Source organism: Borrelia duttonii Ly, from assembly GCF_000019685.1.
Taxonomy (GTDB): Bacteria; Spirochaetota; Spirochaetia; order Borreliales; family Borreliaceae; genus Borrelia; species Borrelia duttonii.
Genome location: NC_011229.1, coordinates 456490 through 472523, shown reverse-complemented (window position 1 = coordinate 472523; position 16034 = coordinate 456490). Strand labels below are relative to the sequence as shown.

Below are 16034 nucleotides of genomic sequence, written 5' to 3'. Positions count from 1 at the left end.
TGTCAATAAAATCAATCACCTTATTAAAACCTTTATATCTAATATCTCAAGACCTGCAGACTCCTTTATTGATTGTATTATCTTTGCTTTATTACAAGAAATATTATATAAAATACTTGAATTCTTAACAGCAACAAATAATATTTTATTATCTTTCAAATTTAATAATTTTACTTTATCTGCAAGCTCTTTAAATATAACTTGCCAGTTCTGAGAGAGTAATAAATTTGCACTTAGCTTTTCATTAGAACATATATTGGTATTTAAATAATTTTTTAACACATCAGCTACTTTTTTAAAGCTCAAATCTTCCATTATTCATCCTATATACTATAAAATTACTCTCCCTATTAACATCATAACAATCATCTAAAAATGTAAAAAAACACTGAGAATCTTTTGGCAAAATTTCAAACACTTTTTTCCTTTTTATACTATCTAACTCCAAAAACACATCATCAAATAATAAAATAGGTGACATGTTAAACTTATCATTAAAAATAATTACTTGAACAAGCCTATAAATCAAAGCAAGCACCCTAATTTGTCCTGTTGAGGCATGATCAGTAAAAACTCTATGCTCACTCAAGATTTCATACAAATCTCTATGAGGACCTATTAAAGTAGTCTCACTATAAAGTTCATCCTTTTCCCTTAAACACAAAATCTCGAAAAATTCATCTTTGCTACAACATGTAACAGAAGGAAAGTATTTAATCTCTAAATTACACGAAACATCAAAAATTAATGAACAATAATATTGAAAAAATCTACAAAAATGTTCAACAAAATTTTTTCTCATTTCTGTTATTTCCAAAGCACAATCAACAAAAGTTTCATTGTAAATTTTAAGCAAATCTTTATCACGCTGTTTTAGAATCAAATTTCTTTGTTTTAAAATTTTTCGATACTTCCTAAGTGAATCCAAATAACTTAAAGAAATAAAACTCATTGCCTGATCAAAAAACCATCTCCTTTTCATTGGAGTACCAATGATAAAATCAATATCATGATTTGAAAAAATAATTGCTGGAATATTTAATATTAAATCCCTTCTATCTCTTACAATGCTATTGTTAACCTTTATTTCTTTTTTATCATTTCTAACTGATAAATTAATCTCTCCATTTTTTTCTTTAGTCTGATAAAAACATTTCAAATAAAATTCTCTCTCGCCATATGTAATAAGCTCTTTATCGGTATTAACTAAAAATGAAGACGCAAAAGCAAGACAATAAATAGCATCAAGAATATTGGTCTTTCCAGAACCATTTTCTCCACAAAAGTAGATGTTATCAAAATCGAAATTAATAACCTGATTTTCTATATTTTTAAAATTAAAAAATTCAATCTTTTTTACCATCTTGCCAATAAAAAATAATTTTAGTTAAACATCAGAGGCATTATCAAATGAATAAAGTCACACTTATCCTCTTCATTTAATTTTAACAAACCCCCAGAACTAAATTTTATCTCTAATTTTGGAGTATCAAACACACCCATTGCCTCTGTTATATAAACACTATTAATCGCCAACATTTCTTCAGTTCCTGCATAATCGTAATTGGAACCTTGCATAAAAAATTCACCTTTCCGTCCTGTAATTGGATCTTCTGCCATAAGTTTTAACTGATTAACGGAAAAATTTAAAATCACTTTTTTAGACCTTTTGTCAGTATAAGAGTTTACTCTTGAAAGTCTGTCTTTAAACATAGAAACATCTATTAATGCTCTATTTGTATATTCATTAGGTATTATGCTCTCATAATCAGGATAGTTTCCACTAATCAAGCTACAAGCTATTTTATAATTATTAAACTCAACATAAAATTTCTTATCAGAAACTTTAAATTTTATTACCCCTTCTCCTGTTATCATCTGTTTTAAAAGATTAAACATTTTAACGGGAACAATAAAGTTGACATCTTCTTCAAATATCAAATCTGTTTTATATATAGACATTCTGTATGAATTAGTAGAAACAAGTGTTAATACAGAATTACTATCTTTTGTAAAATAAATGCCGTTTAAAGCATTTTTAGACTCATCATGTGATGCAGAAAATGCCACTTTGTTTATGATCCTCTTTAAATCTTTTTGATTTAGTTCGAATGCAAAATTATAAACCTCATCGTTTATATCATAATTGTAATTTTCGATCTCTTCAGTAGAAAAAGTAGGTTCACTTAAATGGTCATTTGTATAATTCTCGTTATTGTTGTCTGATTCTCCAATTATATCCAGTTTATTTTCATCTTCTTTAAATTTCATTTTTAGTTCATCGTATAAATTGAGCGCTTTCACGGCATCTGCAAGGTTGGAAGCGTTTATTAGCACATTGAAATTGTCTGTAGAGACAATTGGTATTGTACTTTCAAAAAAGATGTTTCTGTCTGTTGCTTTGATTGTAAGATTAGAACTTTTTATCTCAAGCAATATTGCACTCCAAATATCGTTTATGTTTCTATTTAGGATTATGCTTTTTGCTTTGTCAATTTCATCTGAAATTTGTTCCGTATCGCATAGTATAAATTTTTCATTCAACTTTTTACCCTCCCTTTTATTATATTATTATCTTTTAACTTTTATAAAGGTAAAAGATTTCTTTTTATTTGACATGCTTTTTATTTCGTATTTTTATTATATTTAATAGTTGTATTAGTAGGAAGGTGTCTAATTGTTCAATTCTATTTATATTGTTATATTATAAGCAATAATATATGTTCAATTCTTTCTATTTTTTGATGAATTTTTTGTTCAATTTGTTAAACATTGTTCAAAAATATTTTTGATTTTGAACAATGTTACTAATTTTTGTTTATTTTGTTCATAAGTTCTATGATTAAATTGTTAATTTCTAGATTTTTATTCCTATCCTTATCTATCTTATTTATTGAATAAAGTACTGTTGAATGGGTTTTTCCTCCAATTATTTTACCTATTTCAATTGTTGAAAGTTCTGTAAAATTCCTTAAAAGATAAGCATAAATATGTCTTGCTTTTGTGATTTCAGGTTTTTTGCTATTTCCTTCAATATCTTTATTTGTAAGTTTTAATTCCCTTAATATAACTTTTTTGATATTTTCGATATTTATTTTATTAGGTGTGTTTGTATTATCGTTTTCATAAGCTATTATTTCCTTAATTATTTTGTCTACTATGTTAGTGTCAATTTCTATGTCTTCAAGGTCTATGTGTGCTTTTAATTTTGTTACAGCAGCTTCGAGATCCCTTATATTGGTTGTAACTTTCTTTGCAACTAAATTGAGAATGTTTTTAGGGACTTTAATGCCATCTTCTTCTGCCTTTTTTTCTATAATAGCTACTCTTAATTCAAAATTTGGTTTTGATATATCGACATTTAATCCTCTTGTAAATCTACTCTTAAGTCTGTCTGTAAAATTTACAAGTTCTGAAGGCTGTCTGTCGCAGGTAAATACCATTTGTTTGTTATCTTCATAAAGGGCATTAAAAGTATGAAAAAGCTCTTCTTGTATACCTTCTTTTTTCTGTAAATCATGAATATCATCTAGTAATAACATGTCTAGATGCCGGTATTTTTTTTTGAATCTTTTTGTTTCATTTGTTTTGATGCTTTCTACAAATTCGTTTAAAAAATTTTCTGCAGTTACGTAAAGTATTTTGAATTCTTTGTGTAATTCTTCTGTTTTATTTCCTATACTTTGAAGCAAATGTGTTTTTCCAAGTCCAACTCCGCCATAAATTAAGCATGGGTTATATTTTTTCCCAGGGTTTTTTGCGATTGATAAGCTTGCATTATATGCAAGCTTATTGTTTGTTCCTATAATAAAGTTTTCAAATGTATATTTTTTTTTGAGAAAAGGATTTCTATATTTTATGTGAATTTCTTCTTTAATACTGTATTGTTTTGTGTTATTTATTATATTTTTTGCATGGGTTTTAATGTCTTTGTTTTTTGTTTGTAAGTCTTGTTGATGTGTAATTGCTTTTAATGAAATATCTTTTGATTCTGTATTATGATCTTTTAATTCATTTTGAGAATGTATAAATTCGACATTAATTGTACTATGTCCTTTTTCTATAAGAATTTCTTTTATTCTTTTTGAAAATCTTTTCTCTACTTGATTTTTGTGAAAAGAATTTGGTGTAGCTATCTTTATGTTTTCACCAATTGCATCTATGAAATATAAATTTTCAAACCATATATAAAATTCTTCTTCAGAGAGTTCTTTTCTTATTGCTGCTAAAATTAAGCTCCATATGTTTTTTCCTTCTTGCATATCTTATCCTCATTGTTTTTGGCTTTTTTTTATAGCTTTTTGATTTATTAGCATATGTATGTATAAGTATTATATAGTATAATAATGAACCGGAATATGATCTTAACAATTTATAGGTATTGAAATTTTATTATTTTTAGGTCAAGCTAGATGTGTTTTGTAGTTTGTGTCATTTAATGGATATTATATTGTTTTTAATGTAGAATTTGCTTATGTCGTATATTATGATTAATTGTGTGGAAGGTTTATGAGTTATGTTGCTAGTAATATTCAAGTTTTAAAGGGTCTTGAAGCTGTTAGAAAACGTCCTGGTATGTATATTGGCTCTGTTTCAATTAATGGATTGCATCATTTAGTTTATGAAATTGTTGACAACAGTATTGATGAAGCCTTGGCAGGATTTTGTGATAGGATAGAGGTTGTTATAAATTCAGATAATTCTATAATGGTGAATGATAATGGTAGGGGAATTCCTACAGATATTCATGAAGAGGAAGGAATTAGTGCACTTGAACTTGTTTTGACAAAATTACATTCTGGAGGGAAATTTAATAAGGGTACTTATAAAGTTTCTGGTGGGCTTCATGGAGTTGGAGTTTCGGTTGTTAATGCTTTATCATCTTTCTTAGAAGTAGTTGTTAGCAGAGAAGGAAAGCTTTTTAAACAAACGTATTCAAGAGGTATTCCGACGTCTGAGGTTGAAGTTGTTGGAGTAAGTTCTACTACTGGTACGAAAGTTACTTTTTTTGCTGATTCTGAAATTTTTGAAACTTTAAAATATGATTTTGAGACTTTGTCAAGGAGGCTTAGAGAACTTGCATTTTTAAATGATAAAATACGGATTTCGATTGAAGATAGGAGATTAGGCGAAGAAAAATTTTTAGAATTTTATTTTGAAGGTGGGATAAAAGCTTTTGTAGATTATATAACTAATAATAATAAAAATATTCAAAGTAGTCCTTATTTTATTGAAGGAGTTTGTAATGATGTTATTGTTAGTGTTGGTCTTAAATGGACTGAAGGATATTCTGATAATACTTTATCTTTTGTAAATAATATTAATACTAAGGAGGGAGGAACTCATGTTGCTGGCTTTAAGAGTGGACTTTTAAAAGCAATGAGTGAGGCTTTTAGAGATTCAAAAATAAGCAAAAAAGATATTCCCAATCTTACATTAGATGATTTTAAAGAAGGACTAACAGCAGTAATTTCTATTAAAGTGCCAGAACCTCAGTTTGAGGGTCAAACCAAAGGAAAATTAGGAAATTCTTATATAAAAAAAATTGTTGAAACCATTGTATATGATGGACTTTTAAGGATTATTAATGAAAATTTTGTAGAAATAGATATTATTCTTAATAAGGCAATAAGAGCTGCTCGTGCTCGTGAAGCTGCAAGAAAAGCAAGGGAATCTGAGAGAAAGAAAAGTGCATTTGAAAGTTTGGCATTGCCTGGTAAATTAGCGGATTGTACATCTAAAAATCCAGCAGAGAGAGAAATCTACATTGTAGAAGGTGATTCTGCAGGAGGAAGTGCAAAAATGGGAAGAGATAGGTTTTTTCAAGCTATTTTGCCATTATGGGGTAAAATGCTTAATGTTGAGAAAACCAGAGAAGATAAAGTTATTACAAATGATAAGCTGATTCCAATAATTGCATCTCTTGGAGCTGGTGTTGGTAAAGCTTTTTATATTGAAAAGCTTCGCTATCATAAAATTATTATTATGGCTGATGCTGATGTTGATGGATCTCATATTCGAACATTACTTCTTACATTTTTCTTTCGTTATATGAGAGAATTGATTGATAATAAGCATGTATATATAGCTATGCCACCTCTTTATAAGATTAAACATGAAAATAAGGTGCATTATTTTTATGATGATTTTGAAAAGGAAACTTTTTTAGGGTCGATTGATGTTGTTAAAAGGAATAAAGTAAGTTTACAAAGATATAAAGGATTAGGAGAGATGAATCCTACACAACTTTGGGAAACTACTATGAATCCTGCTACTAGAAAAATGAAGTTAATAGAAATAGATGATGCTATACAAGCTGAGAAAATTTTTGTTACTCTTATGGGGGATGATGTTGAACCTAGAAGAGAATTTATTGAGCAGAATGCACTTGATGTAGTAAATCTAGATGTGTGATTGGAGCACTAATGGCAATTGAAAATAATAAAGAGCAAGTATTAAATATAAAGATAGAAGATGAGGTTAGGACTTCGTATTTAAATTATGCAATGTCTGTTATTGTTTCAAGGGCTCTTCCTGATGTTAGAGATGGTCTTAAACCTGTTCACAGAAGAATTTTATATTCAATGCATGAAATGGGTCTTAAGTCTGATAAGTCGTTTAAGAAGGCTGGGCGGATTGTTGGAGATGTTCTTGGTAAGTATCATCCTCATGGTGATCAGTCAATTTATGAGGCTCTTGTAAGGCTTGCACAGGATTTTTCGTTAAGATATCCTATAGTTAGTGGACAGGGAAATTTTGGTTCTATTGATGGCGATCCTCCTGCTGCTATGCGATATACTGAAGCTCGAATGGCAAAAATAGCAGAAGAACTCGTTATAGATATAGATAAACAAACTGTTAATTTTAAGCCCAATTATGATGATTCTTTGCTTGAACCTGAGGTTTTACCAGCAGCTTTTCCATTTCTTTTAGTTAATGGTTCTAGTGGTATTGCTGTTGGGATGGCTACAAATATGGCTCCTCATAATTTGAGAGAGGTTTGTGATGCCATAATTTATATGTTGGAGCATGATGATGTTTCTATTTACGATTTAATAGCAATAATTAAAGGTCCAGATTTTCCAACTTATGCTGAGATCATTTATAATGAAAATTTAATTAAGGCTTATACTACGGGAAAAGGTAGCGTTGTTATTCGAGCACGTTATCATATTGAAGAAAAGTCGGAAGATAATATTTCTATTATAATTACACAAATACCTTATGCTGTTAACAAATCTTCTTTACTTATGAAGATTGCATTGTTAATAAAAGAAGAAAAATTGGAAGGTGTATCTGATATAAGGGATGAGTCGGATCGTGAAGGTATTAGAATTGTTCTTGAAATAAAAAAAGGTTTTGATCCTCATGTTGTGATGAATTTACTTTATGAATATACCGAACTTAGGAGGAATTTTAGTATAAATAATTTAGCTCTTGTTAATGGTATTCCTAAACAATTAAATTTAAGAGAGCTTATATCTGAATTTATCGAGCATAGAAAGAATATTCTTAGACGGCGTGTAGAGTTTGACTTAAAGAGAGCACAAGAGAAGGCCCATATTCTTGAAGGGTTGAATATTGCACTAAGAAATATTGATAGAGTAATAGAAATAATACGATTTTCTAGACTTGTAAAAGATGCTAGAGAGTGTATTATGAGAGAATTTCAACTATCGGAAATACAGGCTAATTCTATACTGGATATGAAGTTACAAAAGTTGACATCTCTTGAGGTGGCAAAAATAGAAGAAGATTTTCAAGTTGTATTAGCTTTAATAAAAGATTATGAAGATATTCTAATAAGTCCATCAAGAATTGTTAATATGATAAGAGAAGAGATTATTAATTTAAGTTTAAAATTTGGCGATGATCGCCGAACAAAAATAATTTATGATGAGGAGGTTTTAAAAACTAGTATGTCAGATTTAATGCAGAGGGAAAATGTTATTGTTATTCTTACAAAGCAAGGTTTCATTAAAAGGGTCTTACAAGATGAATATAAACTTCAAGGTATAGGTGGTAAGGGCCTTGGTTCTTTTGATTTACAAGATAGCGATCAAGTTAATGTTGCTTTATGTGTAAATACTCATGACTTTTTATTGATGATTTCGAATGAAGGTAAGCTTTATGTAATTAATGCTTATGGGATTAAAGATTCTTCTAGAACTTCAAGAGGACAAAATATTCGTGAACTTATTAATTTAGGAGAAAAAGAAGAAATATTAGCTATTAAAAATTGCAGTGAATTGTCTGTAGATAATTATTTGTTAATAACAACCGCAAATGGAAAAATAGCACGTATTGAGACTGAAGGGTTTAAAACTGTTAAATCAAGGGGCGTTATTATTATGAAACTTGATGATAAAGATTTTGTTACAAGTGCGGAGATTGTATCTAGAGATGATAAAATTATTTGTATTTCCAAGAAAGGTAATGCTTTTGCATTTAGTTCTAATGACATTAGATTGACACATAGAGGAACTCAAGGGGTGTCTGGAATGAAAGTAAGAGAGGGAGATATGCTTATTAAGGCTTTAGCCATAAAACAAGGATCTCATCTTTTAATTATGTCTGAGAATGGATATGGAAAGCGATTAGAAGTGTCTAAAGTAACTGGGCTTAAGAGAGGTTCTACTGGGTATACTTGCTATAAGAAGTCTGATGAAAAGGCAGGTGAAGTTGTTGATGCTATTACAGTTTCTCAAGATGATGAAATATTGCTTATAAGTAAAAGTTCAAAAGTGTTACGAACATTAGTTGACAAAATATCTGAACAAGGTAAGGATGCTAGAGGAATGCAGGTATTATCTCTTGATGAAGATAAATTAGTAGCTGTTTCAAAATTTATTAAATAATAAATCGATATTAATGATATTGTTAGAATGTTCCACGTGGAACATTCTTTTTTTTTGTGATTGTTTAAATTGAAAGTTAAATTAACATGGAACAACTTTATAAAATTTTGTATTATTACAGGAGGGCTTTGATAAAATGGATGAATCTTTAAAAATGGTAGATATAAATCTTTTAGATATAGATAAATCACAGCCTAGAAAGTCTATCAATCTTGCTGAACTTGAAGAATTAAGTATTTCTATAAAAGAAAATGGAATATTACAGCCTATTATTGTTTATCCTAATAATGGTAGGTATAACATAATAATAGGGGAGAGGAGATTTAGAGCTGCTAAACTTTCAGGTATGAGTCAGATTCCTGTTATAGAGATAGAGGCTAGTACAAAAGATAAAGATTTTATGTCATTAATTGAAAATATTCAACGTGAAAACTTAACTCCTGTTGAAGAAGCGTATGCTTATAAAAATCTTATGGACAAACATGCTTTAACCCAAAAAGCTTTATCTGAAAAAATAGGTAAAAATAGATCTCATGTTGCCAATTTAGTTAGGATTTTAGAACTTGAACAAGAAATATTAAATTCTTTGCATAAAAAAGAAATATCATTGGGTCATGCTAAAGTTTTATTGTCGTTAAAGGATAATCAAGATAGATATGCCCTTTATCTTTTAATAATTAAAAAGAAATTGTCTGTGAGAGATGCGGAAAATTATGTTAAAAATCTTTATAAAACTATCAATGATAAATCAGAAATTTCTAGAGATCCTTTTTTAAATAGTATTAAAGAATTTTTAATAAGCAGAATACAAACTAAAATAAGTATTAAAGGAAGTAAGGAAAAGGGAAAAATAGAAATAAGTTATTTTACATCTTCTGATTTAAAGAGAATCATCTCTATTTTTGAAAATATTAAGTAATTTTTTTTATATTTTTTATTTTTTGTTTTATTTCTTGTAAAATAATCAAAAATTCTTTTTTGTTATTTATTTGATCTAAATCAATCTTTTTGATATTTTCTAATTTTTGTAAAAGTGATTCTATTAATTTTATAATATCTTCTTTTTTAAGTTGTATTTTTGTATTGTTTTTATTGTTGTTGTTTTGTTGATGACGTGATTTAAATTCTTTTAAAGTTTTTATCTTTCCATTAAGAACTTCCATTTTTAAATTAGTAGGACATGATTTTTTAGAAATTTCATATGATAATGATAGTGGTAAATTTTTTATTATGGATTGCTTATCGGAATTTTCGACAAGCAATTCATATCGTGATATTAATGAATAGACTTTGTCTTTTTTAAATCCCATACTAGTAAACCATTTATAAAAAAGTCCGTCATATTGGTTGCTTCCACGTAATTTTTCTTGTGCTTCTTTTAGTATTCTTCCAATTTCTGTGTATGTATTGTGAAATATGTTAAAGATTTCATATTGTTTCTTTTTTAAAAAATTGGCTATCTCTTGATCTAAGTTTTCATATTTAAAATTTTTATTTTGAATTACTATTAATTCTTGTTTGGCTAAATTATTGTCGTTGTTTTGATTTTTATCTAACTTTTGACCCATTAAGGTCATTAGGGTATCTAAATTATCTGACATTTTTACCTTCTATTTTTTCAATTATTTCTTTTGTAAGTGCTAAAAAATCTTTTGCTGCATTGCTTTCTTTGTTATATACGTGTACTGGGATATTTGCTTCTTGAGATTTGGAAATACTTATATTTTTTCTTATTTTGGTATTTAAAAATTTTTCTTTAAATACTTTTTGTAATAAATCTATATATTTTTCTTTGCTTTTATTTCTAATATCGTATTTATTTATAAATACCCCAGCAATTTCTAGATTTTTGTTAATCTGTTTCACAGCTGTTATTGTATCTAGTAATAAATTTATTCCTTCAAATGCAAAAAATTCTGTTTCTATTGGTATTAAAAGGTATTTACTTGCAACAAGAGCATTGATTGTGAGTATTGACAGGGTGGGAGGACAATCAAGAATAATAAAATCATAGTTATCTTTTTTATATTGTTCTAATGCATTCTTTAAAAAATTTTCCCTTGCAATTTCATTTATTAGTTCTTTTTCAAGTAATGCTAATTTAAGACTTGAAGGAATGATATCTAAGTTGAAATTTTTGATAGGTTTAATTTTTTTCTTTTTGTAAATAAGCTCATAACTTGAATTTTTAGTTTCTTTTTTGGCAATATTGACTCCACTACTAGTATTTCCTTGTGAGTCAATATCTATTAATAGAGTTTTTTTGTGTAGTAATGTTGTTGCATAGGCTATATTTATAGCACCAGTTGTTTTTCCTACCCCACCTTTTTGATTAATAATTGATATTATTGTCATATAAATTTTCTCTTATTGTGTATTTTGATAATATTCTATTTTAAAACATAAATAATAAAAATTATACTATGTGAAAAATTATTTCTAAATAGTTAATTAGTAAATTAAACAATATCTACAATGTAAGCATTTAATTTGATTAAATGTCTAACTTTGGATAAAGTTATATTGTTAAATTAATTAAACGTAAATAAAATTATAGAAGTGAATTTCCTTGTAAAAATTTAAGGATATTGTTTTTGTTTTTTATGTTAAATTGTATTTTAGTATGTATCTTATCTAAAAAGCTTGCATCTATAATTTTAATTCCAATTTTGTTTTGCATTCGTATTAGTAAATTGTATTGATTGTAGTTTAGATTAAGAGATAATATTTCATTTTCTTCTTTTTCTATTAAATTTGTTTTATTTATTACTTCGTATGCTGATTTAGAATATGCTTTGTTTAAGCCTTGTTTTCCAAGTAGAGTGCCACCGAAATATCGTACTGTAATAATAAGAGTATCTGTTAAATTTTTGTTTAATATGGCTTCTAAAGTGGGTTTTCCAGCTGTATGTTTAGGTTCTTTATCATCACTCATTCCATTTGTGAATGAATTTAAGTTTCCAATTCTAAATCCATGGACAACATGAGTTGCCGTTTTAAATTTCAATTTATATTCTTTTAATATTTTGTTTATTTCTTCTCTTGTAGTTACATGGAAAATGTATGATAAGAAAATTGATTTTTTGACTTCAATTTTTGAATAAATATTTTCTTTAGGAATTAACATCATTTAATTTAATAATATATCATCTTTTTTGTGTTGAAGTATTTTTAATTTATGTATATTATTAATAAAGATTATTTTTATTAATTTTGGGTACAAGTGTTTAAGAGGGTTTTGAAATGATATCAGGTTTAAATCCTACATTGAGGTTATTTAAAGAGCATAGAATACTTTACTCTAATATGGAGAGAGGTTTAAAGCCCCTTTTAGAGGTTGATAATTTTATTAATAAGTATATTCAAAATAAAGAAGGTTTAGAGATTTATGATAAAATTGTAGGCAAGGCGGCTGCTGTTATTATTTATAATATTGGGCTTCAAAATGTCCAAGCAGGTGTTATTTCACAACCAGCTAAAGATTTTTTAGAAAGTAGAGGAATAAGGGTAAGCTTTAAAAAGCTGGTAGAAAGGATAAATGATAAGACTGAAAATTTAATTGAGAGTTTGGAAAATCCAGAAGAAGTTTATAAATATCTTATTAAAAGAGGAATTATTGTGAGTAATTTTTGAATTTATTTATTCCTTTGTTTTGGAATATATAGAAATTATTAATCCTATGTTATATATTAATATTAATAAACTTCCCCAGCTTAAGTAAAAGTTATCTTTTTCATAATTAAAAAGCCATACTCCAGAATAAGTTCCTAAAAAGCCTCCAACTGCAGAAGTAAGCATAATTAAATTTGGACTTATTGTGTGCTTGATAATTTGACTCTTGCCATCTTGAATTGTTTCTTTTTCAGAAAATTTGCTGTCAATGAAAACCATAGCAATTCCAGCAAGTGTGATGCATAAAAAATAGATTACAAATATCTTTCTAATAAGTTTTAACATGAAACTTTACCGCCTTTTAGTTTTCAGTTGTGAAAATTAAGTAACAATATAAATATAACATAAAAATAAATATTTTCTTATATGAGTATATAAAAACTAAATATTTTTATTGCAGTGTCAAGTGCTTTGCGGATGATTTAAGTTGTATGCAATTTTTTTGCATTAAATCCCATTGAGTATTAAATATTATTATTAGACAATATTAAGGTAATTTGTTTTTTTTGTAGATTGATATTTAAACTCTTAAGGAGAACATGTGTTATATATTGTGGGAACGCCTATAGGTAATTTAGGTGATATTACATATCGTGCAATTGATATTTTAAAGTTGGTTGATGTTATATTTGCTGAGGATACAAGAATTGCTAAGAGACTTTTATCTCATTATGGTATTGTTAAAAAATTAATTTCTTGTAATGCTATAACAGAATATAAGCGAATTGATTTATTGTTAAGTTATTTGTCTAGTGGAAGCAATGTGGCTTTTGTTAGTGATGCGGGAACTCCTTGTCTTAGTGATCCTGGTAGTTTGCTTGTTGATGCAGCATTTAAAAATGGATATAAAATTTGTCCTATTCCAGGTATTAGCTCTTTTAATACAGTAATTAGTGTTAATCCTTTTAGAGATAAAGTCATAGTATTTGAAGGATTTTTGCCAAATAAAGGAGTTAAAAGGGTAAAGCGCATTGAAGAACTTTATCATAGAGGAGATGCGTTTATTTTGCTTGAGTCTAGTCATAGAATTTTAAAATTATTGTCTGAAATTTCTTTAGTAGATTTAAATGCCAATGTTCTTGTTGGTCGTGAAATGACTAAGTTATATGAAGAATATAAAATTGGCAAACCTTTGGAATTGAAAAAATATTTTGAAAAACATAATAAGGATAAAGGAGAATTTACGATTTTGGTTAGTAGAAAGTCTAAAAATTAATATTAGTGGTTTTTTATAAAAAAAATGCGTTATATGATGTTATGTATTGATTGTTTTTATGACAAAGAGTAAATTATGAATGAAAAAATTGTAAATGTTTGAATTGTTAGTATAAATCATTCAAGATTATTGGGTAATTGATTTGGCTGTTTTAGTTGCGTTATTTTTTACTAAAATAGATGTTATTTTAAACTAAGGTTTGATTTTAATTATGAAATTTTCCTTTCTTGAAAATTTAAACATCTTTTAATATTGAAAATATTGGATATAGTTAATAGATTAATCAAATATAGGAAAATTATATAGTATGATAATATTTCCTTTGAAATAATGATATAAAAAATAAAGATTAAGTATTGACAAAGAATAGAGTATGTTATAAAGTAGTAAGAGTTGATATTATAAATTGGAAGAAGAGAGAAGGGAAGAGTTAAGTAAGGTTTAATAAGCCAAATAAAATACATAACCTGTTAATTTTTTAAATTAGAAATAAAAATAACGAAGAGTTTGATCCTGGCTTAGAACTAACGCTGGCAGTGCGTCTTAAGCATGCAAGTCAAACGGGATGTAGCAATACATTCAGTGGCGAACGGGTGAGTAACGCGTGGATAATCTACCTATGAGATGGGGATAACTATTAGAAATAGTAGCTAATACCGAATAAGGTCAGTTGAGATGTCAATTGATGAAAGGAAGCCTTTAAAGCTTCGCTTGTAGATGAGTCTGCGTCTTATTAGCTAGTTGGTAGGGTAAGAGCCTACCAAGGCTATGATAAGTAACCGGCCTGAGAGGGTGAACGGTCACACTGGAACTGAGATACGGTCCAGACTCCTACGGGAGGCAGCAGCTAAGAATCTTCCGCAATGGGCGAAAGCCTGACGGAGCGACACTGCGTGAACGAAGAAGGTCGAAAGATTGTAAAGTTCTTTTATAAATGAGGAATAAGCTTTGTAGGAAATGACAAGGTGATGACGTTAATTTATGAATAAGCCCCGGCTAATTACGTGCCAGCAGCCGCGGTAATACGTAAGGGGCGAGCGTTGTTCGGGATTATTGGGCGTAAAGGGTGAGTAGGCGGATATGCAAGTCTGTGCGTAAAATACCACAGCTCAACTGTGGAGCTATGCTAGAAACTGCATGACTAGAGTCTGATAGGGGAAGTTAGAATTCCTGGTGTAAGGGTGGAATCTGTTGATATCAGGAAGAATACCAGAGGCGAAGGCGAACTTCTAGGTCAAGACTGACGCTGAGTCACGAAAGCGTAGGGAGCAAACAGGATTAGATACCCTGGTAGTCTACGCTGTAAACGATGCACACTTGGTGTTAATCGAGAGGTTAGTACCGAAGCTAACGTGTTAAGTGTGCCGCCTGGGGAGTATGCTCGCAAGAGTGAAACTCAAAGGAATTGACGGGGGCCCGCACAAGCGGTGGAGCATGTGGTTTAATTCGATGATACGCGAGGAACCTTACCAGGGCTTGACATATACAGGATGTAGTTAGAGATAACTATTCCCCGTTTGGGGTCTGTATACAGGTGCTGCATGGTTGTCGTCAGCTCGTGCTGTGAGGTGTTGGGTTAAGTCCCGCAACGAGCGCAACCCTTATTGTCTGTTACCAGCATGTAAAGATGGGGACTCAGACGAGACTGCCGGTGATAAGCCGGAGGAAGGTGAGGATGACGTCAAATCATCATGGCCCTTATGTCCTGGGCTACACACGTGCTACAATGGCCTGTACAAAGCGATGCGAAACAGTGATGTGAAGCAAAACGCATAAAGCAGGTCTCAGTCCAGATTGAAGTCTGAAACTCGACTTCATGAAGTTGGAATCGCTAGTAATCGTATATCAGAATGATACGGTGAATACGTTCTCGGGCCTTGTACACACCGCCCGTCACACCACCCGAGTTGAGGATACCCGAAGCTATTATTCTAACCCGCAAGGGAGGAAGGTATCTAAGGTATGTTTAGTGAGGGGGGTGAAGTCGTAACAAGGTAGCCGTACTGGAAAGTGTGGCTGGATCACCTCCTTTCTAAGAGAAAGGTATTACTTAAAGGTAAATTATGAAATGTAAATTATGTTTTAACTCTTCCTTTGTCTTTTCTAAGACTATTTTTAGGGGGTTTAGCTCAGTTGGCTAGAGCATCGGCTTTGCAAGCCGGGGGTCGAGGGTTCGAGTCCCTCAACCTCCATTTATTTTAGGCTGAATAAATGGAGGTTATAATTAGCAGTAATGCTATGTTGATTGTAGCTAAATTTAAAATTGTTAAGGATCCGTTCTAATTTTA

At 29.4% G+C, this 16034-nt stretch carries 13 protein-coding genes, 1 tRNA gene and 1 rRNA gene; 7 read left to right on the top strand and 8 right to left on the bottom strand.

Annotated features, from left to right (window positions below):
* Positions 1-15 precede the first annotated feature (15 nt).
* The 4 genes from BDU_RS02170 to dnaA form a co-directional block, all read right to left on the bottom strand.
* Entirely contained in the window at positions 16-315 is a 300-nt protein-coding gene (locus BDU_RS02170; protein ID WP_012538193.1) for a DciA family protein, read from the bottom strand.
* Positions 296-1363, bottom strand: a complete 1068-nt coding sequence (gene recF, locus BDU_RS02165) for a DNA replication/repair protein RecF (protein ID WP_012538192.1) — start codon at positions 1361-1363, stop codon at positions 296-298. The genes BDU_RS02170 and recF overlap by 20 nt, the downstream gene beginning before the upstream one ends.
* Positions 1364-1383: 20 nt before the next feature.
* Positions 1384-2544, bottom strand: coding sequence for a DNA polymerase III subunit beta (gene dnaN, locus BDU_RS02160; protein WP_012538191.1), 1161 nt, complete (start codon positions 2542-2544; stop codon positions 1384-1386).
* Between the two features lie 263 nt (positions 2545-2807).
* The gene (gene dnaA, locus BDU_RS02155; protein WP_012538190.1) at positions 2808-4262 is read right to left on the bottom strand and encodes a chromosomal replication initiator protein DnaA; all 1455 of its coding nucleotides are present in this window, start codon (positions 4260-4262) and stop codon (positions 2808-2810) included.
* Positions 4263-4509: 247 nt separating this feature from the next.
* Between dnaA and gyrB the strand changes: the two genes are divergently transcribed.
* From gyrB to BDU_RS02140, 3 genes are all read left to right on the top strand, one after another.
* The gene (gene gyrB, locus BDU_RS02150; protein ID WP_040236353.1) at positions 4510-6414 is read left to right on the top strand and encodes a DNA topoisomerase (ATP-hydrolyzing) subunit B; all 1905 of its coding nucleotides are present in this window, start codon (positions 4510-4512) and stop codon (positions 6412-6414) included.
* 11 nt (positions 6415-6425) lie between these two features.
* Positions 6426-8858: a DNA topoisomerase (ATP-hydrolyzing) subunit A gene (gene gyrA / locus BDU_RS02145; RefSeq protein WP_041177713.1), complete on the top strand. Its 2433-nt coding sequence runs from the start codon at positions 6426-6428 to the stop codon at positions 8856-8858.
* 136 nt (positions 8859-8994) lie between these two features.
* Positions 8995-9777, top strand: coding sequence for a ParB/RepB/Spo0J family partition protein (locus BDU_RS02140; protein WP_012538187.1), 783 nt, complete (start codon positions 8995-8997; stop codon positions 9775-9777).
* Here the strand turns inward: BDU_RS02140 and BDU_RS02135 are convergent.
* From BDU_RS02135 to BDU_RS02125, 3 genes are all read right to left on the bottom strand, one after another.
* On the bottom strand, positions 9770-10459 hold the full coding sequence (locus BDU_RS02135; RefSeq protein WP_012538186.1) for a hypothetical protein: 690 nt from the start codon (positions 10457-10459) through the stop codon (positions 9770-9772). The two genes, BDU_RS02140 and BDU_RS02135, sit on opposite strands and share 8 nt — an antisense overlap.
* The gene (locus BDU_RS02130) at positions 10449-11213 is read right to left on the bottom strand and encodes a ParA family protein (protein ID WP_012538185.1); all 765 of its coding nucleotides are present in this window, start codon (positions 11211-11213) and stop codon (positions 10449-10451) included. The genes BDU_RS02135 and BDU_RS02130 overlap by 11 nt, the downstream gene beginning before the upstream one ends.
* 196 nt (positions 11214-11409) lie before the next feature.
* Positions 11410-11988 carry a YigZ family protein gene (locus BDU_RS02125; protein ID WP_012538184.1) on the bottom strand — a complete coding sequence of 193 codons (579 nt, stop codon included), beginning with the start codon at positions 11986-11988 and terminating at the stop codon, positions 11410-11412.
* A gap of 113 nt (positions 11989-12101) precedes the next feature.
* Here BDU_RS02125 and BDU_RS02120 point away from each other — a divergent pair, with 113 nt between their 5' ends.
* Complete coding sequence (locus BDU_RS02120) at positions 12102-12491, top strand: DUF1893 domain-containing protein (protein ID WP_012538183.1); 390 nt, start codon at positions 12102-12104, stop codon at positions 12489-12491.
* Positions 12492-12497: 6 nt separating this feature from the next.
* Here the strand turns inward: BDU_RS02120 and BDU_RS02115 are convergent, their stop codons facing one another.
* Complete coding sequence (locus tag BDU_RS02115) at positions 12498-12815, bottom strand: hypothetical protein (RefSeq protein ID WP_012538182.1); 318 nt, start codon at positions 12813-12815, stop codon at positions 12498-12500.
* Between the two features lie 256 nt (positions 12816-13071).
* Between BDU_RS02115 and rsmI the strand changes: the two genes are divergently transcribed.
* The 3 genes from rsmI to BDU_RS02100 all read left to right on the top strand — a co-directional run bounded on the left by rsmI (position 13072) and on the right by BDU_RS02100 (position 15938).
* A complete protein-coding gene (rsmI, locus tag BDU_RS02110; protein WP_012538181.1) occupies positions 13072-13746 on the top strand; it encodes a 16S rRNA (cytidine(1402)-2'-O)-methyltransferase in 675 nt (224 codons plus the stop codon).
* A 495-nt stretch (positions 13747-14241) separates the two neighbouring features.
* Positions 14242-15778: ribosomal RNA gene (locus tag BDU_RS02105) — 16S ribosomal RNA — on the top strand.
* An 86-nt stretch (positions 15779-15864) separates the two neighbouring features.
* Positions 15865-15938, top strand: a tRNA-Ala gene (locus BDU_RS02100).
* The last annotated feature ends 96 nt before the right edge of the window (positions 15939-16034 follow it).

Excerpts from the sequence above, each read along its gene's own strand:
- BDU_RS02140 (WP_012538187.1), top strand. The coding sequence starts at position 8,995 with ATGGATGAATCTTTAAAAATGGTAGATATAAATCTTTTAGATATAGAT.
- BDU_RS02115 (WP_012538182.1), bottom strand. The coding sequence starts at position 12,815 with ATGTTAAAACTTATTAGAAAGATATTTGTAATCTATTTTTTATGCATC.
- gyrA (WP_041177713.1), top strand. The coding sequence starts at position 6,426 with ATGGCAATTGAAAATAATAAAGAGCAAGTATTAAATATAAAGATAGAA.
- BDU_RS02125 (WP_012538184.1), bottom strand. The coding sequence starts at position 11,988 with ATGATGTTAATTCCTAAAGAAAATATTTATTCAAAAATTGAAGTCAAA.
- gyrB (WP_040236353.1), top strand. The coding sequence starts at position 4,510 with ATGAGTTATGTTGCTAGTAATATTCAAGTTTTAAAGGGTCTTGAAGCT.
- BDU_RS02130 (WP_012538185.1), bottom strand. The coding sequence starts at position 11,213 with ATGACAATAATATCAATTATTAATCAAAAAGGTGGGGTAGGAAAAACA.
- BDU_RS02170 (WP_012538193.1), bottom strand. The coding sequence starts at position 315 with ATGGAAGATTTGAGCTTTAAAAAAGTAGCTGATGTGTTAAAAAATTAT.
- dnaA (WP_012538190.1), bottom strand. The coding sequence starts at position 4,262 with ATGCAAGAAGGAAAAAACATATGGAGCTTAATTTTAGCAGCAATAAGA.
- BDU_RS02135 (WP_012538186.1), bottom strand. The coding sequence starts at position 10,459 with ATGTCAGATAATTTAGATACCCTAATGACCTTAATGGGTCAAAAGTTA.
- recF (WP_012538192.1), bottom strand. The coding sequence starts at position 1,363 with ATGGTAAAAAAGATTGAATTTTTTAATTTTAAAAATATAGAAAATCAG.
- BDU_RS02120 (WP_012538183.1), top strand. The coding sequence starts at position 12,102 with ATGATATCAGGTTTAAATCCTACATTGAGGTTATTTAAAGAGCATAGA.